Annotated in this window: 16 protein-coding genes and 1 pseudogene; 11 read left to right on the forward strand and 6 right to left on the reverse strand. The window is 57.5% G+C overall.

All coding sequences use genetic code 11. The features are described 5' to 3' along the window. Window positions 1-49 precede the first annotated feature (49 nt). The 10 genes and pseudogenes from E9954_RS28300 to E9954_RS28345 all read left to right on the forward strand — a co-directional run bounded on the left by E9954_RS28300 (window position 50) and on the right by E9954_RS28345 (window position 12,120). Window positions 50-1,744: a formylglycine-generating enzyme family protein gene (locus E9954_RS28300; protein WP_168442660.1), complete on the forward strand. Its 1,695-nt coding sequence runs from the start codon at window positions 50-52 to the stop codon at window positions 1,742-1,744. Window positions 1,745-1,939: 195 nt separating this feature from the next. Further along, window positions 1,940-2,599 (forward strand): annotated as a pseudogene (locus tag E9954_RS33745) (KilA-N domain-containing protein); the annotation flags it as partial. Between the two features lie 77 nt (window positions 2,600-2,676). Beyond that, the gene (gene prfB / locus E9954_RS28310; RefSeq protein ID WP_136082658.1) at window positions 2,677-3,771 is read left to right on the forward strand and encodes a peptide chain release factor 2; all 1,095 of its coding nucleotides are present in this window, start codon (window positions 2,677-2,679) and stop codon (window positions 3,769-3,771) included. A gap of 37 nt (window positions 3,772-3,808) precedes the next feature. Continuing rightward, window positions 3,809-4,582, forward strand: a complete 774-nt coding sequence (gene trpC / locus E9954_RS28315; protein WP_136082659.1) for an indole-3-glycerol phosphate synthase TrpC — start codon at window positions 3,809-3,811, stop codon at window positions 4,580-4,582. A 69-nt stretch (window positions 4,583-4,651) separates the two neighbouring features. Next, window positions 4,652-6,088: a type IV pilus biogenesis protein PilM gene (gene pilM, locus E9954_RS28320; RefSeq protein WP_168442661.1), complete on the forward strand. Its 1,437-nt coding sequence runs from the start codon at window positions 4,652-4,654 to the stop codon at window positions 6,086-6,088. Next, a complete protein-coding gene (locus E9954_RS28325) occupies window positions 6,085-7,065 on the forward strand; it encodes an Amuc_1100 family pilus-like protein (protein WP_136082661.1) in 981 nt (326 codons plus the stop codon). The genes pilM and E9954_RS28325 overlap by 4 nt, the downstream gene beginning before the upstream one ends. Beyond that, window positions 7,062-8,111 carry an Amuc_1099 family pilus-like system protein gene (locus E9954_RS28330; protein WP_136082662.1) on the forward strand — a complete coding sequence of 350 codons (1,050 nt, stop codon included), beginning with the start codon at window positions 7,062-7,064 and terminating at the stop codon, window positions 8,109-8,111. Before E9954_RS28325 ends, E9954_RS28330 begins: the two co-directional genes overlap by 4 nt. An 86-nt stretch (window positions 8,112-8,197) precedes the next feature. Beyond that, complete coding sequence (locus E9954_RS28335) at window positions 8,198-10,384, forward strand: hypothetical protein (RefSeq protein WP_136082663.1); 2,187 nt, start codon at window positions 8,198-8,200, stop codon at window positions 10,382-10,384. A 107-nt stretch (window positions 10,385-10,491) separates the two neighbouring features. Continuing rightward, the gene (locus E9954_RS28340) at window positions 10,492-11,100 is read left to right on the forward strand and encodes a 3'-5' exonuclease (RefSeq protein ID WP_136082664.1); all 609 of its coding nucleotides are present in this window, start codon (window positions 10,492-10,494) and stop codon (window positions 11,098-11,100) included. 24 nt (window positions 11,101-11,124) lie between these two features. Beyond that, window positions 11,125-12,120, forward strand: a complete 996-nt coding sequence (locus tag E9954_RS28345) for a 2-hydroxyacid dehydrogenase (RefSeq protein WP_136082665.1) — start codon at window positions 11,125-11,127, stop codon at window positions 12,118-12,120. Window positions 12,121-12,126: 6 nt separating this feature from the next. Here E9954_RS28345 and E9954_RS33190 read toward each other — a convergent pair whose 3' ends face one another. Genes E9954_RS33190 through E9954_RS28355 form a run of 3 tightly spaced genes read right to left on the reverse strand, consistent with a single transcriptional unit; the run spans window position 12,127 to window position 13,436 of the window. Continuing rightward, complete coding sequence (locus E9954_RS33190) at window positions 12,127-12,693, reverse strand: IS630 family transposase (protein WP_222847015.1); 567 nt, start codon at window positions 12,691-12,693, stop codon at window positions 12,127-12,129. Next, a complete protein-coding gene (locus E9954_RS33195; RefSeq protein ID WP_222847016.1) occupies window positions 12,674-13,063 on the reverse strand; it encodes an IS630 transposase-related protein in 390 nt (129 codons plus the stop codon). Before E9954_RS33195 ends, E9954_RS33190 begins: the two co-directional genes overlap by 20 nt. Before the next feature lie 55 nt (window positions 13,064-13,118). Continuing rightward, window positions 13,119-13,436, reverse strand: a complete 318-nt coding sequence (locus E9954_RS28355) for an HNH endonuclease (protein ID WP_136082666.1) — start codon at window positions 13,434-13,436, stop codon at window positions 13,119-13,121. Window positions 13,437-13,639: 203 nt separating this feature from the next. On the opposite strand from E9954_RS28355, the gene msrB reads away from it, so the two are divergent. Continuing rightward, entirely contained in the window at window positions 13,640-14,065 is a 426-nt protein-coding gene (gene msrB, locus E9954_RS28360; RefSeq protein WP_136083054.1) for a peptide-methionine (R)-S-oxide reductase MsrB, read from the forward strand. A gap of 9 nt (window positions 14,066-14,074) precedes the next feature. Here the strand turns inward: msrB and E9954_RS28365 are convergent, their stop codons facing one another. The 3 genes from E9954_RS28365 to E9954_RS28375 all read right to left on the reverse strand — a co-directional run bounded on the left by E9954_RS28365 (window position 14,075) and on the right by E9954_RS28375 (window position 21,658). Continuing rightward, a complete protein-coding gene (locus tag E9954_RS28365; protein WP_136082667.1) occupies window positions 14,075-15,484 on the reverse strand; it encodes an alanine/glycine:cation symporter family protein in 1,410 nt (469 codons plus the stop codon). 138 nt (window positions 15,485-15,622) lie between these two features. Then, window positions 15,623-17,638: a PKD domain-containing protein gene (locus tag E9954_RS28370; RefSeq protein ID WP_136082668.1), complete on the reverse strand. Its 2,016-nt coding sequence runs from the start codon at window positions 17,636-17,638 to the stop codon at window positions 15,623-15,625. A 555-nt stretch (window positions 17,639-18,193) separates the two neighbouring features. Continuing rightward, window positions 18,194-21,658, reverse strand: a complete 3,465-nt coding sequence (locus E9954_RS28375; RefSeq protein ID WP_168442662.1) for a PKD domain-containing protein — start codon at window positions 21,656-21,658, stop codon at window positions 18,194-18,196. Window positions 21,659-21,886: the final 228 nt, after the last annotated feature.

Below are 21,886 nucleotides of genomic sequence, written 5' to 3' on the forward strand. Positions count from 1 at the left end.
AATGGAGCGTCCGGTTCCACCCGGACATCCCCGCAAGGCAAGGTGGAACTTGCCCCTCCAGTCGTCGAGGAGGAACTCGACTCTCCTTTTTTGCTGTTCCGTCATCGCCCTGATGGTTGCCGCCAACACCCATGCATCCATCACGCTCTCCAACGTGTCCGCCGCCCAGCGCGAAGGAACCAGACTGGTAGACATCCACTACGATGTTTCCAGCATCTCCGGTTCAAGCGTCCATGTTTCACTCATTGTTTCAAACGGTTCAACCCGGGTATCAACAACCGATCTGGGCACCGTGTCCGTAGGCACCGGCCTGCATGCGTTCTGGGAGGGCGGCACCGAGCTGAATGGCGTTGTGGTCTCCAATCTTTCCATCACGGTGCAGGCCTCCGATCCCGTTCCATCCGAAATGGCGCTTGTTCCAGCGGGAGATCCTTTTTTCATGGATGCGTTCGAAGTGGATAAGGAGCTCTGGCAATCCGTTTACAACTGGGCCGTGGCCAATCAGTTTTCCATAAACACAACTTTTGAATCTCGCGCATCCGGGCATCCAATCGTGAAGGTCGATTGGTACGACGCCGTCATCTGGTGCAACGCCCGTAGCCAGAAGGAAGGGCTGGTTCCCGTTTATGAAACTTCAACCGGATCCGTTTACAAGAACCGTCTTTTTGGCGAACCGGAAATCGGCTCGGGCAATGGATTCCGGCTGCCCACCAACGGGGAATGGGAATTTGCCGCGCGCGGCGGCTTGCAAAACCAACGTTTCCCGTGGGGCGATGAAATTGCGCACACCAACGCCAACTATCAAAGCTCATCCTCCTACAGCTACGATGTGAGCGATACCTCTCCTCCCGGATGGCATCCGGACTTCGACGATGGCTCCCGTCCGCACACCAGTCCCGTCGGCTATTTCGAAGCCAACGGATATGGCCTATACGACATGGCCGGCAACGTATACGAGTGGTGCTGGGGAACAGGATTGTCGAGAGCCATTCGCGGCGGAAGTTGGGATCATTATGCACCCTACGCGCGATGTAGCGATGTCAGTACGACAGCACCCTCCATTTTTCAGGACACGATCGGTTTCCGCACCGTCCGTGACACAACGTTGGCCTCGGAATCCGTATCTGTAGTTTTCGACGCGCGCGATTATGAACTCACCGTCGTGTCCGATTTCGGCTCGCCGGTTCCCGCTGCTGGAACCGCGGCCTATGCCTGGAGGTCGACGGTCACCTGTTCCGTGGATACCGTTGTTGATGTCGGCGGCACCAATTTCACCTGCATCGGTTGGACGGGCACCGGCAGTGTTCCGGCATCCGGCAGTTCCAACCGCATCGTGGTGGTCTTGGACGACCTTGCCTCCTCCATCGTTTGGAGCTGGGCCAGCGACGACACCGACGGCGATGGCCTGAACGATGACTGGGAACGCGATTATTTCCTGAACCTCTCCCAGGCCGCCACCAACGATTTCGATTCCGACGGCCAGGACAACCTGTCCGAATACATTGCCGGAACCATCCCCACCAATCCCGCCTCGCTGTTCAAGCTCTCGGCCAGCCCCGTCTCCGGCAACTTCATCCTCGAATGGCCGACCGCCTCCAACCGCGTCTACAACATCCACTGGACGCCCAATCTCAAGCACACGCAGTTCACCCCCTTCGAAACCAACATCGCCTACCCCCGCAACTCCGCCACCGTCACCCCGACCCAGGCACAAGGCTTCTTCAAGGCCGATGTGAAGAAATAGGCTTTTCAACATGGGGCAGGCTTTCCAGCCTGCGCCGGGCAGACAAGAATGTCCGCCCCACTGTCCTCCAACCCCGATCCGCCGCCCCGGACATTAAATCCAGATTGACGATCGTCAATCTGGATTTAACATTCCCGCAAAAACCGCCGCCGCGCGCTTCCATGGGGAGGGGGATTCGGGGAATACTTTTCCATTGTTTGGAAACAGCTGAACAACCGGGATTTTAACCGTGTCGAATTCGGCACGGTTAGAAATGAAGCGGGCAGCAACGCCTTTGTTATGACCCCGTCCAAGTGGATCCTGCCGACAGGAGCCATCGGCATTGTTTCAAAGGCGGGTCGCTACGGGGGGACGTTTGCGCACAAGGATATTGCGTTCGCGTTTGCCTCGTTGGTGTCGGTGGAGTTCAGGCTGTACTTGATCAAGGAATTCCAGCGCCTCAAGGAAATCGAGCAGAAGCAGTTGGGGTGGGATATCCGGCGCAACCTGGCGAAGATCAACTACCGCATCCATACGGATGCGGTGCAGGCCAACCTGATTCCGCCGGAGCTGACCCCGCAGCAGATCAGTTTTGTCTACGCGAACGAGGCCGATGTGCTCAACACGGCACTTTTCGGCATGCCGGCGAAGTAGTGGCGCGAAAGCCATCCCGATGACAAGGGGAACATCCGCGACCACGCCAATGCGGCGCAGCTGGTTTGCCTGGCCAACCTCGAAAACCTGAATGCGCTTTTCATCGCCGAGGGTATGGATCGAAAGGATCGGTTGGTGAAGCTCAACCAGACCGCCATCCGGCAGATGCAGTTGCTTACCGAAGATACCGCTGTCCGGCGGTTGGACGAAAAGAAACACTAGCTTTTTTCTTCAATGCAGGGTTTGGCATCGGGGAAGGTTGGGCTATATTGCGCCCTTCCAACGATTGGACTGAACCGATGACCCAAGACGAACTGAAAAACAAGATAGATGAATTCCGGGGCCAGCTTTCCGAGATGGAGGGCTATCTGGCGATTGCCGCCAAGCGCGCGGAGCTTGAAGCGCTCGAGGCCGAGGCGGCCGGGCCGGATTTCTGGAACGACCAGAACAAGGCGCAGGCCAACATTGCCGCGACCAAGGGGCTCAAGCTGGTGCTCGACCCGTTCGATGCGATCAGCGCCGGGCTCGACGATGCAGGGGTGATGCTGGAGCTGGCCGAGGCGGGCGAGGATGAGGCGCTGGCCGAGGCCGCCGCCGAAATCGCCAAGGTCGAGAGTGGGTTCCAGTCGCTGGAAATGCAGTCGCTGCTCGGCGGCGAGTTCGATGGCAACGGGGCCTACCTGACGTTGCACGCCGGGGCGGGGGGCACGGAGAGCTGCGACTGGGCGGATATGCTCTACCGCATGTTCACGCGCTATGCCGAGCGCAAGGAGTTCAAGGTTCAGATCATGGACTACCAGGCCGGGGATGAAGCGGGCATCAAGAGCGTGTCGGTGTTGATTTCCGGTGCGTATGCCTATGGCCTGCTGAAGTCCGAACGCGGGGTGCACCGGCTGGTGCGCATCAGCCCGTTCGATTCGCAGTCGCGCCGCCACACCTCGTTTGTCGCTGTCGACGTGACGCCGGAGATCGATGACGACATCGATATCGAAATCGTGGAGTCCGAGTTGCGCATCGATACCTACCGGGCCCAAGGTGCGGGAGGGCAGCACGTCAACACCACCGATTCGGCGGTGCGTATCGTCCACTTGCCGACCGGCACGGTGGTGCAGTGCCAGGCCGAGCGTTCGCAGCATAAGAACAAGGCCGCCGCCATGAAAATGCTCAAGGCGCGGCTCTATGAACACGAGCAGGACAAGCAGCGCCAGGCCGTCGAACAGCTCTACGGCGACAAGGGCGAAATTGCCTGGGGCTCGCAAATCCGCTCCTATGTCCTTCAGCCGTATACGCAGGTGAAGGACCACCGCACCGACGAGGTGGTCGGCAACGCCCAAGGGGTGCTCGACGGCAACCTCGATCCGTTCATTGAGGCGTATCTCAAGAAGAATAGATAGCCACGAAAAGGCTCAAAAAGCACGAAGACTACGAATCATGAACATTCTCGAACAAATCTGCGCGGACAAGCGTGTTGAAATTGAAGAACGGAAGAAGCTCGTTTCGCTCGCTGACCTGCAGGCGCAGGCGGTTGAAAGCCGCCCAGACTTCGTTGAGGCGCTGCGGGCAACGCCGATGGGGCTGATTGCGGAAGTGAAGCGTAAGTCGCCGTCGGCCGGGCTGATCCGCGATCCGTTCAGTCCGTCGGGCATCGCCCGGGGCTACGAGGCCAACGGGGCCAGCGCGGTTTCGTGCCTGATGGACCACACATATTTCGGCGGCGGGGCGGAGGATTTTGCGGAGGTCCGCGAGGCCATTGGCTTGCCGATGCTCTACAAGGAGTTCGTGGTTGATTCCTGGCAGATTGCCCATGCCAAGACCATGGGGGCGTCGGCGGTGCTGCTGATTGTGGGCGCGCTGACGGATGGCGAACTGGCCACCTTCCTGAAGGAAATCCGAGGAATCGGGCTCCAGCCGCTGGTGGAGGTGCACGACAAGGAGGAGATGCTCCGCGCCATCGATGTGGGATCGGACTGCATCGGCATCAACAACCGCAACCTGAAAACCTTCGTGACCACGCTCGACACCACGTTCGAGCTGGCGGCCATGGCGCCGGCTGGCTGCACCCTGGTTAGCGAAAGCGGTATAAAGGCTCCGGAGGACGTCGTGCAGCTTAAAGAGGCCGGCGCGCATGCGATCCTGGTGGGCGAAAGCCTGCTGCGCGAAACCGATCCCGGCGTGGCGGCGGCACATCTGTTGAGTCTGATTTAACCTCTTTTTTCTTTTTATACCCCCCATGCGGTAGCATCATTCCCAACTGCTGGACAAAGGATGGGAAATGTGAAAGCGGACAGGTTCATAGCACTGGATATAGGCGCGGATTTCATCCGGTTGGGTGTTTTTGCCCGCCATGCCTCCGGCCAGCTTGAACTGCTCGACCACGGCAGTGTGGCGATCGATTCCGACCCGCATATCGAGATGGCCCGCGAGGCCGTTGTGGCCACGGCGCTGAAGCGGCTGCTGGACGAGCGCAAGCCGACCGTGCGCAAGGCCGTTGTTTCCATCGAGGGCCAATCCGTCTTTTCCCGGCTGGTCAAACTGCCGCCGGTCGCCGCCGACAAGGTTGCGCAGACGATCCGCCATGAAGCCGTTCAGAATATTCCTTTCCCGATCGACGAGGTGGTCTGGGACGCCCATATCGTCGATGCATCGGCCCCGGAACCCGAAGTGCTGCTGGTGGCGGTCAAGGCCGAGCTGGTCGATGGGTTGGTGCATGCGGTCAGTGCCAACGGCCTGCTGGTCGAGCGGGTCGATGTGGCCCCGGCGGCGCTGGCCAATGCCGTGCGGGCAACACAACCCACCGGTACCGGGCCCAGCCTGCTCGTCGATGCCGGCAAGCAATCGACCAACCTCGTCTTCATCGATGGCGACCGCACCTTTTTCCGTACGTTGCCGGTGGCGGGCAGCATGGGGCAACGGCTGGTGCAGGAGATCGAGCGCTCCATCACCTTTTATCGGAGCCAGCAGGGGGGCAATGCCCCGCAGCGCATCCTGCTGGCGGGCGGGCTCGGCCATCTTGGCGAAACGGAGAGCCGGCTCGGCATCCCCGTGGAAGCGTTCGACCCGTTGCTGGGCGTTCAGCAAAGCGTAGTGGTTGCCGATCCTGGCAACATCGCGGTTTTGGCGGGCTTGGCCCGGTCGGGCGGGATGGAAATCAACCTCGTGCCGGAAGCGCTGGAAAAGGCGCATAGCTTCCGCCGGAAGCAGCCGCTGTTCGTCGCCGGTGCCGCCGCCGCTGTGCTGGTGGCCGGCACATGGATTGTTGGACTCAACCGGCTGGCTGCCCTTGCGGAGATCGAGAACCGCGAGGTGCGTGCCCGAATCCAGGCCTTGGAGCGCGTTGAAAAAAAGATGCTACCCCTGGAGCGCAGGATTGCCGAATTGCAGCGCCAATCCGAAGTCTATGAGGGCGCCATTGAGCGCCGTACCTTCTGGCTGGATGTGCTGGTGGATATCCGCGGTTGTCTGGCCGAAGGCATGTTCGTGCTCGGAAGCGAGCCTATCCTGCAGGATGAAAGCACCATCGGGCAGCGAATTACGGTGGTGAGCTATCTCGACCGGGAGGGCAAGGGAGAGGATGCCATTATCCAGCTCCGCGACCGCCTGCGTGCGAAGGATCGGTTCAGTGAAAAAACGAAGGTGTTCAAGCGGCCGACCAAAAAGCGGTTTGCCCGGGAGTTTGTGCTCGATGTCCATTTCGAGGAGGGCTCGGAATGAATTTCGAGAAAAACAAACTGTTGATCATGGGCGGCGGCCTCTGTGCCATGCTCCTCGTTGCCGAATTGGTTTTCCTGGTTCTGGGCAATGTCAGGCTGGGCAACGAGAAGCGGGCGCTGAAAAGCAGCTATCGCCAACTTGAGCGGTTGCACGACCGTCAGCCCTTCCCTTCGGAGGAAAATATCGGAGCCGTGCAGGAAAACCTGGACAAGCTGGAATATGAAGCCGGCGAGCTGGCGGCGGCCCTCATGCGGGATCCGCTTCCGCAGGACAGCATCGAGGCGGCCGATTTTTCGGCGCGTGCGCAGGATGTGATTGAACGGTTCCGGAAAATGGCGCTGCAGGAGGGGGTCGTTTTGCCGGATTCGCTGGAGGTCGGGTTTGCCCAGTATGCCAGTGGCGGTTCCGTGCCGGCCAACCCGCACGTGCCGCGCCTTTCGCGCCAGCTCTATTCGGTCGAGCGCGTTGCCGAGGTGCTGGTTCGTAGCGGTGTGGGCTCCATCGACAGCCTCACGCGCGAAACGTTCGAGGAGGAAGCTTTGCCGCCGCCGAACCAGGAGCGTCGCCGCCGGCCAAGCCGTCCGGCCAATCCAGAGGAGAGACCCCGGGCGCGTATGTTGCTGGCCTCGGAAGTCCATCCCGAAGGCCTCTACTATACGGAGCGCGTGGGGGTTTCCTTCACGGCCAAGGAGGATGTGGTTTGGCGCGTACTCGACCGGTTCGCCGCCGCCCCGCATTTCATCGTTGTATCCGGGTTTTCGCATACCACGAAATCGAACATCCTCGCCTACAATCCCGACCTGGTGAAGCGCGCCGGCGAAACGGACGATGAAACCCTGCGCTATCTTTCCGAGGGCATCCTGGTCGGGAAAAAGGCGCTCTCGCGTCCCGAGCGGATTATCGCCGGCAATGATGACGTTCAGGTGTCCATGGTGGTGGATGTCTACAACTTCGGTGCGGAAGGGGAGGGCCGATGAAGACGTCCCGCAAGGCTTTCCTGGGGATCGAAGGCATGGTGTTGCTTTGCCTGTTGATCGCTTTGGTTGTGTCGTTGGTTGCCGTTGGCAGGCAGGTCGTCTCGGGCAAGGCCCGCCTGGCCGCCCGCGCCTGGGCAAGCCCAAGCCGTGAACGCCCGGCCGAAGCGTTGGATTTCGGAGCCCTGGAACGTGCCGTCGCCGCAACGGAGCGCCCGGTTCAGTCGGATGCTTCCCATCTGGGCCTGTTGGTCAGTGAATTGCGGGTTGTGGCGATCGGCAGCGCCTACCCCATTCCCTACGAGGCGGAGGTCTGCCCCTATTCGAACATCCCACAACCCGCAATGAACCAACTGGATCGCGACGGCGACGGCATTACCGACGACTGGGAGCTTAAATATGGACTGGACAAATATAATGTCGCGGACGCGCTGACCGATCTGGACGGCGATGGGTTTACCAATCTTGAGGAGTTCCGTTTTAAGAGCGACCCCCGGGATGCCGGCTCCCATCCCCCGTATGCCTTGAAGCTGCGGTTTGTCAAACGGCGCGATATTCCGTTTCCGGCCGTGTTCCAGGGGGAGAGCGAATTGCCCGATGGGAAGCTGGTTTTCCAGATAAACACACCTTCCGACGGCAACACCTATTTCAAAATGGTGGGCGAGGATCTGGGTGAAGGGCTGCGTGATGAGATCCATGAGGATTTGAAGAGCGCCCTGAAAGGCATTGTCGTTCAACGCTTTATCCCCGGGCAGGCATTCGGTGAAACCGGACGGCTTGTGGTCCGGCGCGGCGAATCGGAAATTGTGCTCGAAAAGGGCAAAACGACCGCCGATCCAGAAAGTGAAGTTGAGTTGATTAATATTCTTGATCGCACTCCCATAATCGCTACTATGGGCGCGTTATTATCTTTGCATAGTGACGAGTACACGGTTCTGAGTGTGCATCCCGACAAGGTCGTGGTGAAGCATTTGGAAACCGAAGAAGTGTTCGACATTGTCGGTTTGGCCGAAGGCGGGCTAGGTGGTTCGCCGGAGGATTTAGAATAGGGTGATAGTTGTTGGTAAATGCTTTCCGCGGGCCCTGGTCAACACGCGGTTGAGTTGGCATTTAAATAGAAGTAGAGGGGAAGGAAATGAATAGAACCTATATCTCATCTCTTTTGGTTGTATCTCTTGTTGGAGTACAAACGATTCGAGCCCAGGAAAGCCTGGATGACGTATTCGCGCAGCTGGATGCTGCCCAGGGCACCGAAGCCGCTGCACCCGCAGCCGCTCCGGAAGCCGCACCCGCGCCTGCCGCGGTTGAATCCGCGCAACCTGCAACGGTAGAAACCGCGGCCGTAGCTCCTGCTCCGGTGGCCGTCGCTCCCGCTGAAGTTGAATCCGACATGTTCTCCCGGGCTGTCGCATTCTATCGCGCTGGTGACTTGGTCAAGGCCGAAGCCGCTTTTGAAGCTGTTTTGGACGAAGACCCGTTCAACCGCAAAGCAATGGAATACCTGAAACGCACCGCACAGAAGATTGCTTCCAACGAAGTTCAGAAGCAACGTTCCAGCCGTGCACAGGCCATGGCCAGTGTGGATACCGCATGGAATCCGGAAAGCACGGTTCTTAACGTCGACCTCGGTGAAACCGAAGTTAAGGTTAAGTCCCCGGAGCAGATCGCCGTCGAAAACATGACTGCGCGTTTGCAGGGAATCACCATCCCGAGCCTCGACTTCCGCGATGCAAACATCAAGGACGTTGTGCTCTTCCTCACGGAAACTTGCCGTCGTCTCGACACCAGCAAGCAGGGAGTGAACATCCTTCTGCTCGGCATGGAGGATTCCATGGCCGCCGACCAGAACAACATCACCATCTCCATCCGCGACATGAGCCTCTTCGAAGCGCTTTCGTACATTGTGGAAATGGCTTCCCTGAAATTCGAAGTGCAGCCCAAAGCCGTTGCGATCATGCCGGTTGGCCATGTTCCGCCGGCCGACCTTAAAACCGTACCCTACGACGTGATCCCAGAAGTCGGCATGGAACTCGAGTCCATGGCTGGCAGCGGTGGTGGCGGCGGAGCCGACGACCTGTTCGGCGATGCCTCCTCCGATAGCGCCGCCGGCGGACCGGTTGACGTTCAGGGATTCTTCTCCATCGTTGATTGGCCGGAAGGTTCCTCTGCAATCTACCAGCCGAACTTCCACAAGCTGTTCGTCAAGAACACCGAGAAGAACATCAAGGCGGTTGAGGACATCCTTGCCGAGCTCGAAGACGACGCGATCAAGAAGCGTTCCCAGCAGGTTGAAATCGAAGCCAAGTTCGTTGAATACAACGAAGGTGCCTTGGAAGAACTCGGATTCGACTGGACGCTGTACGACGACGGCGAATTTGCCGGCCTCGGTTTGGACACGCAAAACTCTTACTACAAGCGTAGCCAAGGTGTTACATCTGGTACAACTGCAGTAGGACCGAGCAGCGGCGTTCTGTTGAACAGCCCATCCACGGGTTATGAAACGATCTCAAATCCTTACAACTCGACTGGCCCAGGCCAGAACATGTTCGGTAACGCCCAGCGCAACAACACCACGGCCTTCGAGACCCTCCAGTCCGGCATCCTGTCCAGCATGGGCGGTGCTCCGGCCCAGATGGTTCTCGCAAACAACGGCCAGTTCCCGTTCGACCTGGCGATCACCGCCATGGAACAGGAAGGTACCGGCGATGTTCTCTCCGCTCCGCGTGTAACTACCAAGAGCGGCAACGAAGCCATCATCCGCGTTGTGGAAGTCCACCGCTACCCGCAGGACTACGACGTTGAAACCGGTCAGCGTACTGCTCCGGTCGTCAAGCCGCAGGACTGGGAAGACTACGACCTTGGTGTCGTGCTCAAGGTTACTCCGGTGGTTGACGCTGAAAGCAACACCATCGACCTCGACCTGCAGCCCGAAATCAACAACTTCAAAGGTTTCGACAACTACGTCGTAGGTTACAACGCATACGAATCCGGTGGTAACAACCAGTCCGAACTGTTCGGCGACGGTAGTGCCCTGTTGGCTCGCATGCCTTACTTCGAAACCCGGACGGTTCAGACGCAGGTCACCATCGCCGATGGTAGCACTGTCATTATGGGCGGTCTGGTTGACGAGCGCACTGAAACCTTCCGCGACCAGGTTCCGTTCCTCGGGGATATCCCGTACATCGGACGCCTCTTCCGCACCGAAGGTTCCCGTTCGCAGAAGAAAAACCTGATCATCTCCGTCAAAGCCACCCAGGTGGACGACCGCGGAATGACTCGCGCCCAGCGCGAACTGGCTCGCCAGACCGCTTCCACCAACTAAGGAACGCGTCAGGTGATTCGAAAGACCCGCCCATTAACCCGGGCGGGTTTTTTTTATTCCCCTTTTGGTTCGCAAGAGCCGAAACCATCCTATATTGGTACTATATTATGAAATTCGTTGCTTTTGATTTGGAAACCACGGGAACAAAACCCAATGCCGACATGATTGTCGAAGTGGGTGCGGTTTTGTTCGACGGAGCCCGGGCCGTGAAAGGCTTTGGAACCTTGGTTGATCCAGGCATTCCGATTCCGCCGGATGCATCGGAGGTGAATGGGATCTCGGATGATATGGTTCGGGGCCAGCCCCGTATTAAAGACGTGATGGGCGATTTTGCCGACTTCTGCGGTGATTTGCCTTTAGTGGCGCACAATGCTCCCTTCGATTTCAAGTTCCTGCTTGAGGATGTGAATTTGCATAAGGCAGCCGCGCCGAAAGGTGTCGTGCTCGACACGCTTCCGCTGGCGCGCCTTGTTTTCCCCGGCCTAGCGAACTATCGCCTGGGGACGTTGGTTCGCCATTTCGGATTCCCAAGCGGAACCTTCCACCGGGCGGAGGAGGATAGTTCCTACTGCGGGCTTCTATTCGCCAAAATCCTTGAGACGCTTGAAATGCGCGGGGAATCCTGCCTGGAGCACGATCTGGTGAAAATGATTGGAAAGGCGGAAATGCGTTTTCCCCAGTTTGCGGCACAGCCCGACCAGCTCGACCTATTTTAAGGCCCATCCCCGAACGAGAACCCCATGAAAATCGCTTTTTTCAGCAACAAACCCTACGACCGTAAGTTTTTTGATTTGGCCAATAAGGATTTTGGCCACGAGATTACCTATTTTGAATCAAAGCTTCGCCGCGAAACCCTTAAGTTGGCCGAGGGCTACGAGTGCGCCTGTGTCTTCGTGAACGATCAGGTCGATGCTTCCGTGCTGATTGCACTGGCTGCCCAGGGTACAAGGCTCGTGGCCTTGCGGTGCGCGGGGTTCAACAATGTTGATATCCACAGTGCCAAGGAGCTGGGTATTTCGGTTGTTCGCGTTCCGGCCTATTCCCCGTATGCCGTCGCGGAGCACACGGTGGGTTTGATGCTTGCCCTGAACCGGAAGGTCTACTGGGCGAATTCGCGGGTCAAGGAAGGCAATTTCTCGCTGGATGGACTCCTGGGCTTCGATATGCGGGGGCGCACGGTTGGTTTGGTGGGAACCGGGAAAATCGGGGAATGCGTGGCCAGAATCCTGAATGGATTTGGTTGCAACATCATTGCCCATGATAAATTCAAGAATCCAGCGTGCGAGGCGCTAGGCGTAAAATATGTCGAGCGCGATGAACTGTTTGCACAATCGGACATTATTACGCTTCACTGCCCCCTGTTTAAGGAGACGCGTCATTTGATCGGGATGGATGCCATCGCCAAAATGAAGAAGGGCGTAATGATCATCAACACCAGCCGTGGTGCGTTGATTGATGCCCGTGCTGCCATTGAAGGCCTAAAATCGGAGAAGATCGGCTATCTGGGGATCGACGTCTACGAGGAAGAAGAGGAACTGTTCTTTGAAGACAAAACCTTTGAAATCCGTACCGACGATGTATTTGCCCGCCTGACCACCTTCCCGAACGTGGTGATTACGGGGCATCAGGCCTACTTTACCGAAGAAGCCGTTTCGGCCATTGCGAAGACGACGCTCGAAAACATTTCCGCCTATGAAAAAGGTGAAGAGCTGGCCAACGCCGTGGACCCCGACTAGAGCAATTTAATTTAAACTGTAGCCGCATGAGGCAAACCAACCTTGAGCATCCGCCGCACTAACGCACCCTAAGGCAGCGCCGATCGCATCAAACAGAGATTCCAGGGAGCGCGCTTTTTCCCCGCGAAGCAATTGCTTTACTTTGCTCCACATCTTTTCGATGGGATTGAGATCAGGACTGTAGGGCGGAAGGAACCAAACCTCTGCCCCAGCTTCTTCGATCAACTGTAACGAAGCCTTGTCCTTATGAGCCGAGAGGTTATCAAGCACAACGATATCGCCCACTCGAAGAGTCGGAGCTAGAACCTGTTCGACATAGGCACGGAATACATCGCCGCTTGTGGCGGCATCAATCGCCATGCAGGCTGTTTCTCCGTTGAAACGAATGGAGGAGATCATGGTGGTGGTACACCAATGGCCATGCGGGGCGTGATCGTAAGCCCGCTCATTTTTCGGCGAGCGTCCGTACAGCCGAGTCATATTGGTCTTGGCTCCAGCCTCATCAATAAAGACCAACCGAGCAATGTCAAGTTGCCCTTGCATGGCCATCCACTCAGCCCGTGCGAGTTTCACGTCTTCGCGCCCTTGCTCGCTGGCGTGAAGCGTTTTTTTTAAAGCTCATCCCCATGTCCTTGAGTACATAGTGAATGGCAGGCAGCGTGCAATCGAGCTCCAGTTGCTCTCGGATCTCCCACAACGTGATATCAGGTTGCCGATCAATCAGCGTTTTCATCTGCTTCCGGTGCTCTTGGGTGAAGTAGGGTTTTCTTCCTGAATGGCTGTGAAGCGGGGCGATATCGCCGGTTCGCTTCCGTTGCGAGAGGAGCTTCTTTACCATACCAAGCGATACCTTGTATCGGTCAGCAATGTCCTGCCGGGTTCCTTCTCCGGCATCGTAGGTGGCCAGAATTCTCTGGCGTAGATCCAGTGATAGAGTGCTCATGCAAAGAACTCTACACAATGACTCATCTAATGGCTATAGAATTATTTAAAATGCTCTAATCGTTGGACGGTTCGGATTCATTCTCCAACTCCCGCATGATCAGCTCAGCGGGGGTGAGGTATTTCTTCTCGTTGTTGCATTCCTTGCAGCAGGCAACGCAGTTGGACTTGGTGCTCTTTCCGCCGCGTACGACGGGCAACACATGATCCATGGTCAACTCATCGGGTTGGAAATGACCCCCGCAATAATGGCAGACCCCTTGGGTGAGTTGTTGTTTCCACCAGTCGCCCTTGCGCAGTTCCTTGGCCTTGGCCCGCTCACGCTTCACATGTGCAGGGTCTTTCCTAATATCGATCCAGTCGTCGTTCACCATGCTCTCCATTCGATGGCAGGAACCTAATCCCCCTCGGGGGCGGTTTCAATGAAATCGTTGGAAAAGAAAATTGTGTCTGCATTGAACAGCAACTAGACTAAAAGGGTCTTTTATTCGGAGGTTGCATGATGAGGTATCTATATACTGTTTTATTAATCGCCTTGGCCGGGTTGACGGCCTGCGCAAAAGAGGAGGCAAAATCCATGGATACGAACAAGGTGGTCAAAACCGAGGCCGAATGGAAGGAACAGCTCGACGACATGCAATATTACGTTGCCCGGCAGAAGGGAACCGAGCGGCCATATACGGGGAAATACTGGGACAACAAGGAGTGGGGAATCTATTCCTGCATCTGTTGCGGAACCGACCTCTTTCTTTCCGACACCAAGTTTGATTCCGGTTGCGGGTGGCCAAGCTATTTCAAGCCGGTCAACGACAAAGTCATCACCGAACACCGCGATACCTCCGCCGGCATGATCCGAACCGAAGTGGTCTGCAGCAAATGCGATGCCCATCTGGGGCACGTCTTTCCCGACGGTCCGCCACCCACCGGCCTGCGTTATTGCATCAACTCGGCCTCCATCAGTTTCCGGGAAACCGAAAAGCCAGCGGAGCAGGAAAAAAAATAGTGGGCAGGTTTAACGCTTGGTGAATTCACCGTTTTTCAACCGTTTGCAATATTTCTTTGTTTCCCTCGCCACGACACCGGAGAGCAGCATCAGGCCGATCAGGTTGGGGATGGCCATGAGGGCGTTCGAAATGTCGGCCAGTGTCCAGATAACCTTCAATCCGCCTACGGCGCCGATGGTGATGGCAACGACGAATAGCCAGCGGTAGACCGGAATTGCTTTCGACCCGAACAGGTATTCCGCGCAGCGATCCCCGTAATAGGACCAGCCGAGCATGGTGGAATAGGCGAAAAACACCAGGCCGATGCCAACCAGATAGTGCCCCCAGCCAAACAACCCTTCCTGGAAAGCGTATGCCGTTAGCGCCCCGCCATCGTGCTCGCTGGAATGGGCGCCCGTCACCAGGATCACCAACGCCGTCATGGTGCAGATGATCAGCGTATCGATGAGCGGCCCCAGCATGGCCACCGTGCCTTCGCGCACCGGCTCGTTGGTTTTGACCGCCGCGTGGGCGATCGGCGCCGAGCCAAGACCGGATTCGTTGGAAAAGACACCACGCGCCACACCGAAACGCACCGTCGTCCCAATCACCCCGCCGCCAACGGCGTAGGGCGTGAAGGCATATTTGAAAATCAAACCGAACGCTTCGGGAATGGCCGCGGCATGAAGGATCAGGATGACGCCCGCGCCAACGACGTAGAAGCAGCACATGAATGGAACAATGACACCTGCAACATTGGCGATGCGCTTGATGCCGCCAAGAATCACGATGCCGGCCAGCGCCGAAAGGGTAAGCCCGGTCGCCAAGCTCATCCAGCTGATTTCAAAGCCATCCCAAAGAGTGAATCCTCCACTTTGCGCGGCATCCGGCAACAGGTAGGCCAGGCCTCCGACCACGGAGTTGGCCTGCACCATGTTTCCGATTCCAAACGACGCCACTACCCCGAAGAAGGCGAACAGGGCTCCGAGGAATCCGCCCAGCATTTTGTTTTTCAAACCCAGGGAGAGGAAATACATGGGGCCGCCGCTGGCAGAACCATCCTCATGGATCTTGCGGTACTTCACCGCCAGGGTGCAGGAGGTGAACTTGGTGGCCATGCCGACCAGCGCCGTGACCCACATCCAGAATACCGCGCCGGGGCCGCCGGACGCAATGGCCGTGGCCACGCCGGCAATGTTGCCGGTGCCGATGGTGGCCGAGAGGGCCGTGGCCAGCGCCTTGAAATGGGAGACATCGCCGCTTTCATCGGGCTGGTCGTATTTCCCCATCACACAGGCGATGGCATGGCCGAGATGCCGGACTTGCACGAACATCAGGCGTACGGTCAGGAAGAGTCCGGAGCCGACCAGCAGGACGATCATCACCGGCCCCCATACAAAATCATCCACCTTGCCCAGCAACTCGTTCAACCACTCCATGAAAACCTCCGTTCAAGCTAAGGTAATGAGCACGGCGCGGCTTGGCAAACGTTGCTTATCCCAAAAGAAAAGCCCCGCCAAAAATGACGGGGCTGGTGGTTGTGCCGTGACGGCACATTTTGGCCAGCGGCTAGGTTGCTAGAGGTTCAGCCACCATTTTTCCGGGTTGTTTTCCTTGCTGATGACAATGCCACCCTTCCAGATCGGCAGCATGCTGCCATTGTCGTAGATGGTGGTCTCGGCGCCGGTAACATCTTCCTTCCAGATACGGATCCGGAAGGTATCGGCGGTGTCGTCGCCCATCCAAACCATGAACTTGTATCCGGGCTTTCCATTGGCGGTGCCTTCGCCCGAAATCTGGGCGTTCTTTCCATCCGGGCTGACGACCAGAGCTTCATAGTTATCGCTAGCGAACTTCAGGCTGCCTGCCTGGAGGTTGAAGCCGGCACGGCCAACCGGAATGGTCTCACCGTCGTTGTATTTCGAGTAGACCACGAAGCGGGCTTCGCCGTTGATCGACCCATTCGCCGAATAGGCACCCTTCGGCGAGGTTATGCATCCCCAGCCGAACGCAAATCCGGCGCGGATGTCGGAAACAACAACCGTTACAGCAAGGCTGGTGCTATTGCCGGCATCGTCTGTCACGGTTACCGTGGCTTTGTAGGTTCCAGCAGCGGCATAGGCATGCGTCGTGTCGGTGGTTGCAGGCGATCCGTCGCCGAAGTCCCAGACCACATCGAGGGTGGGGTCGTAGGAGTCGATCGCGTCGACCGAGAAGGTGACGGTTTCGCCCACCATGGCCGGGTTCGGGATCGCGTCGGCAGACAGGATTTGGGGCGGTGTGTGGTCTGCGACTGTTACGTCGGCTGCTCCAACGGAGGTGCGGCCATCGTTATCCATGGCACGAACCCTGACGATGCCCGTGTATTCGGCAGGCCAGGAGTGTGTCGCCGTCGGCACGCCGGTGGCTTCGTCATAAACACCGTCGGCGTCCCAATCCCATTCGAACAGGACAATCACGCCGTCGGGATCGAACGAGGCACTCGCATCGAAAACGATGGCTTGGCCAGGATCGCCGATATACGGGCCGCCAGCATTGACGACCGGGGAATAGGAAATCTCTTCCAAGGCGGCCTTAATAGCGGCAACAACGGCACTGGCGTTGGCGGCGGTGAAGACTTCGCCACCGGTGCAGTCGGCAAGGGCCTGGAAGTAGGCGGCTGCGGAGCTGTCGCCACCGATAATCACAGGATACAGGATCGACGCGCCAGCTTCGAGGGCTGCCAGGCAAACGTCGTTTGCGACATACCCAGTGAAGGGTTCCGGGTCGTGCGGCGGAGCGTCGGTCATGATGATCATCACCCGTTTGCTCATGCCTTCCGGGCGCCAGCCACCAAGAGAGGTGGAGTCGATGCAGTGCATCAGGGCCGCATAGGCGGATTCCGGCCAGTCGGCACCTCCGCCCGTTCCGATGGAGTTGATGGCAGCCACAGCTGCGGCTTGGTCGGTGGTGAAGGGCAGGACATCCCGGTACTCATAATCCGTGCTACCTCCGTAAGGGGAAACGGGGAAATCACGGTAGTCTACCACTGCAATCCTGAATTCAGGAATGTCCGTGGCGATTTGGGTGATGATCTCGTTCGCGGCGGCTTTTACAGCGCCAATGTCGTCCCACATGCTGCCTGTGCTATCGATGCAGAAGATCAGATCGACCGGGGCAAGCGTGACGGGGGCGACCGCCGGTTCTACCATGGCCACCATAGGCGCTCCTTCCGGTGCGATGACGGTTGCGGTGATGTCCCACTCAAGCTCAAGGCCTTCGGGTTGTTCCTGGCCCGTGAATTCGGGCGTGACCACGGCTACCGTGTCGTCGAGCACAACGCTGGCACCAGCGGCCAGATAGTCGATCGTGAACACGCTCGGTATCACCGTCAAGGCCGATCCCGACGCGGCGGACACCGTTACGTCGCTAACGGCGGTTCCAAGTGAATTGACCACACGGACTTGAGATACCATGACATTCGCGGAACCTTCCTTGAACGTATTCACCGCACTCAGTTTTACTTTGACACCTTCCGTCGTTCCGTGGGCGATCGATGCAATCGCGAGGAACGCGGCGGCAACAACGCCTAGTTTCTTTCTTACATGTTTCATTTTAGCCTCCCTAGCTAATGTATGATTGAAATATACTTAGGATTATCAATGTGACTTTCCGATCATCTCTTCATTGCATTCTCTTTATCCAACCACCTCCCTAGTGGATGTGCCACCATTAGGATGCCTTGTGATAAAGGAGTGGGATCGTGCTGAATGGAATTCGGTTCAGGGGGTCGTGGTCGCAATGAAACCCCATTGCGTAAAACGCCTCGTAGGTATTCGAATCATCAGCTGTTCAAGCACTCCCTTCCAAGCAAGGACTATCCAACAGGCCAGCATTGTAAGAAATCGAACCCCACGATTCCAAAAAACATAGCCAACGCCCGGATTGGTTTAACCAGTCGCCCGCTTTGTTGGGTTGGATTAAAAGATGATAATGCAGTTAGATGCAATAAAAAATAAACATAAAAAAGAAATGTTAGAAAATGCTAATATAAAGTTGTGTGATTGAGTACTTCTTTTAGCAGTTCATTCGTTCATGAAAAAGCCCCGCCATTCCTGACGGGGCTGATCCATGTGCCGGAACGGCACGGTTACCAGAAAACCAGGAGGCTAGAGTTCCAGCCACCAGTTTGCCGGATCGTTTTGCTTACTGATAACAATGCTGCCTTTCCAGATGGGTAGCTTGCTCCCGTTATCATAGATGGGGATTTCCACACCCAGTGCATTTTCCTTCCAGATGCGGATCCGGAAGGCATCGACACCATCGTGCATATAGATCCTGAACTTATAGCCGAACTTGCCGTTGGCCCAACCTTCTCCGCTGATCTGGGCGTTCTTGCCATCCGGGCTGACCACCAGCGCTTCATAGCCCGTGCTCATGAACTTGAGGCTTCCGGCCTGGAGGTTGAAGCCGGAGCGGCCAGTCGGATCGGGATTGCCGTCGCGGTATTTTGCATAGACCACGAAGCGGGCTTCGCCGTGGATCGATGCGTTGGCTCTGTAGGCCCCCTTGGGTGAATCGATGCAGCCCCAACCGAAAACAAAACCGGTGAGGGAGTCGCCAACAACAACGGTGACCGGGGCGCTGGCGGAATTGCCGGCATCGTCCGTTACCGTAACGATCGCCTTATAGGTTCCGTCGGCGGCATAGGCATGGGCCGTGTCGGTGGTGGGAGGCGATCCGTCGCCGAAGTCCCAAACCACATCCAGCAGGGCGTCGCAGGCGTTGGTCGCATCGACCGTGAAGCTCACGGTATCGCCTGCCATGGCCGGGTTCGGCGCTGCGGCGGCATCGAGGATTTCCGGCGGCGTGCGGTCTTCGACCGTTACGGTTGCGATGCACCAGTCGGAGAATCCGCCGTCATCGGTGACCAGCAGGGTTACCTGTGTGTCGCCCAGCGGGTAGGGGCCGGCCGGGATTTGCTCGATGATGATGGCATCGCCATCCGGATCGAAGGAGCCGTCATCGATCGAGGCATTTGCGCTGCACGTGCCGGCATCGGTTCCCACCACGACATCCGTGCAAAGGGCAACCGGTGCCTGGTTGGAAATGATGGTGACGGTGGTGTGGTCAACAGCTGTTTCGCCGAAACTGTCGGTAACCTTCAGGGCAATGTCGTAGACCTTGCCGAGCTCGCCCGAAACGCAGAAGGTCGGGTTGGTCTCGGAGCTGTCGTCGAAGACACCGTCGCTATCGAGATCCCATGCATAGGACGCGATGTAGTCGCCGGGGTCGATATCGAACGATCCGCTGCCATCGAGCTCGAAGCAGGTGTTGGTCGGAACCATGTAGTGCCCGCCTGCATCCGCGATCGGTCGATGGTTGCCGATTTTGATCTCGGTGAAATCCAAGTCTTGGCAAATTTCAAAGATCTCGCCGTTGTCGGCAATGCCCGTATCGGTAACCCGCAGGCCGATAATGCCCTCGTACGGAGCATGCCAGACCCATTGCGGTTGGTTGCCGAAGGCGTCGGAGCCGATGCCGAAGCAATCGAGGTCGTCTGCGCCGAAGAGGCCATCGTTATCCAGGTCCCATTCGATGAGGGAGAATTCCAGCGGATCGCCGAGGTAGGGGAACTCGGCGGCGTCGGGGTCCCACGAACGGGTTGCGTCGAATTGGACGGGGGTTCCGACAAAGCCAACATAGGGGCCGCCGGCGTAGGCATGCGGGCAATGCGGGGGCTCGTGCACGTCGATTTCGCAGATGGCGATATCCGTCAAGGCACCGCTTGGTGTGTCGTCCGTCACGCGAAGGGCGACGGGATAGATGCCGGGAACGGCGTAGCCGCCTGGGATTTCCGCCGTGATGCCGCTGGCATCGGCCACGAAAGTGCCGTCGTAGTCGAAGTCCCACTCATATTGGACAAGTGAGCGTTTGACGTCGGTATGGTAGGAGCAGGAGCCATCGAGCTGGATGGTCTGGTTGAGGTTGTATTCCTGCTTGTCGCAATTGCAAACCACGGCAACCGGTGGACGAAGCGTTACCCTGGGCGACAGAACCAAGATGCGCCATGCGGTTGCGAATTCATCGTAGACCGCGTTGGGGCCGATGGTGTCGTCCCAGCTGCCATCCCCCTGTTGGGTCACCACGGTATAGTATCCGATGCCTTGGTTGGCCTGGCCTTCGGGCCAATAGAACCAGTCGAAGGTATTGGCGGTTTGCGTTCCGGCGGTATAGTCGAATTCCGTTACGTCCGCCATGGCGGGATCGGTGATGCGCATGGCTTTTTGGAGTCCATACATGCCGTAGCTGTTGCCGTGCAACTTGGTGTAGTCCCACCCTGTTCCGGTGTCATTCCAGTGGCGGTAGATGAAGCCAATTCCGGCCTGCACCCTGGTGTCGGCGAGGAAAGCCGCCAGTTTGGCGTCATATTCGACCTGGGTTGCAGAGGGACTCAGGTAAAGGAATTCGTAGCAGATCAATCCCGCACCCTGTTTGGTAATGTTGTAGTAGGGGTAATAACCGGGATAATAGTAGGCAAAGGCACCGTGATTATTGCCGGCCGCGAGGTTTTGCGAGGTATTCATCCAAATGGGCAACTCTGCCCGGACGAAAGCCGGAACGATGCTATGCATGTTGCGTTCCGCCGCGAGCATGCCCAATGCCGGCCATTGCGAGGTCGACATGTCGGATTCGGTATAGTTGGCGTAATAGCGCCAGCCGCCGCGGCCCCAGCCGGAATCGACCTGCCCGTAGGCAAAGAAGTCAACCATGTCCTGGACGATGTCGGCATAGGTGCGGCCCACAACGTTGACGCTACCGACCTGGGCAACGACATTGGGCGCACCGCTCGATGCCAGTGCCGCCATGCAGATGCCGCCGATGTAGGTCTGGCGCGCGGTGGACTCGTTGTTGGCCACCAGGCCGATGCCGTTGCCGTTGGTGTCGGGATCGCCCGCGGGTTGTGGACCGATGGCGTAGGTGCGGATGTTGTAGAGCAGGTAGTTCATGGCGCGTTGCACGGTTTCGGTATACGGGTCGTGGTCGTAGTCCGATAGAACCGTGTGCCCCGAAAGCTGGAACGCCTCGATGCCCGACCCCGTGGCGGCCAGCGGATAATAGCTGGGTTGCCAGTAGCCGACGGGTTGCCCAAAGCCCGGCGAACCTGCGGCATATGTGGTGCGGTTGAGCCGCGTATGCAACCACCAGAGCCCCGCGTCGATCGCCATGTTTCTGCGCACTTCCAGATGGTCGTTGTTGCGTAGGTTCGTGCTGACGAACATGCGGATGGGGTAGGTGTCGCTATTCTCCTCGCCCAGTCCGTTGCGTACGGTCAGCGTTGCAATAAACAGTTGGTTGGGCACTCCGGTGTAGACATGTTGAACACCTAGGTTGTAGGGGTTGGCGATGGTCATCCAGCCGGTATCGCCGCTCCCATCCCCATAGTCCCATTTGTATTCAACGGCATCCCCGCGCGCTATGCCTTTGAGGGTGATTGCCGCCCCGTCATACGTCCAGTGCGGCAGGCTCTCGTCCGATTTCCACGGTACGCAAATGGCTTCCGGCGCAGCCAGGGCTGCGAGCGATGGCATCATCACCAATGCCACCATGACGATATGTATCAGTCTTCCCAAGAATCTTTTCGTCGTTCTCACTTCTATTCCTCCCAGAATAACAAGGTTAATTAACATACGGCATTCACTACGCCCTAAAATCAGATGTAATTTATGACTAAGTTGATCTTATCACCTCCTAAATACTTTAAGTTCGGCATGTTGCGCCCTCTTCCGTTTAAGAAACGTAAAATACAGCACCCGTCATAAGTGTATCAAGAATATAGTGCTAGAATTCCGTTGTTTTTC

This window comes from Pontiella desulfatans (assembly GCF_900890425.1).
Taxonomy (GTDB): Bacteria; Verrucomicrobiota; Kiritimatiellia; order Kiritimatiellales; family Pontiellaceae; genus Pontiella; species Pontiella desulfatans.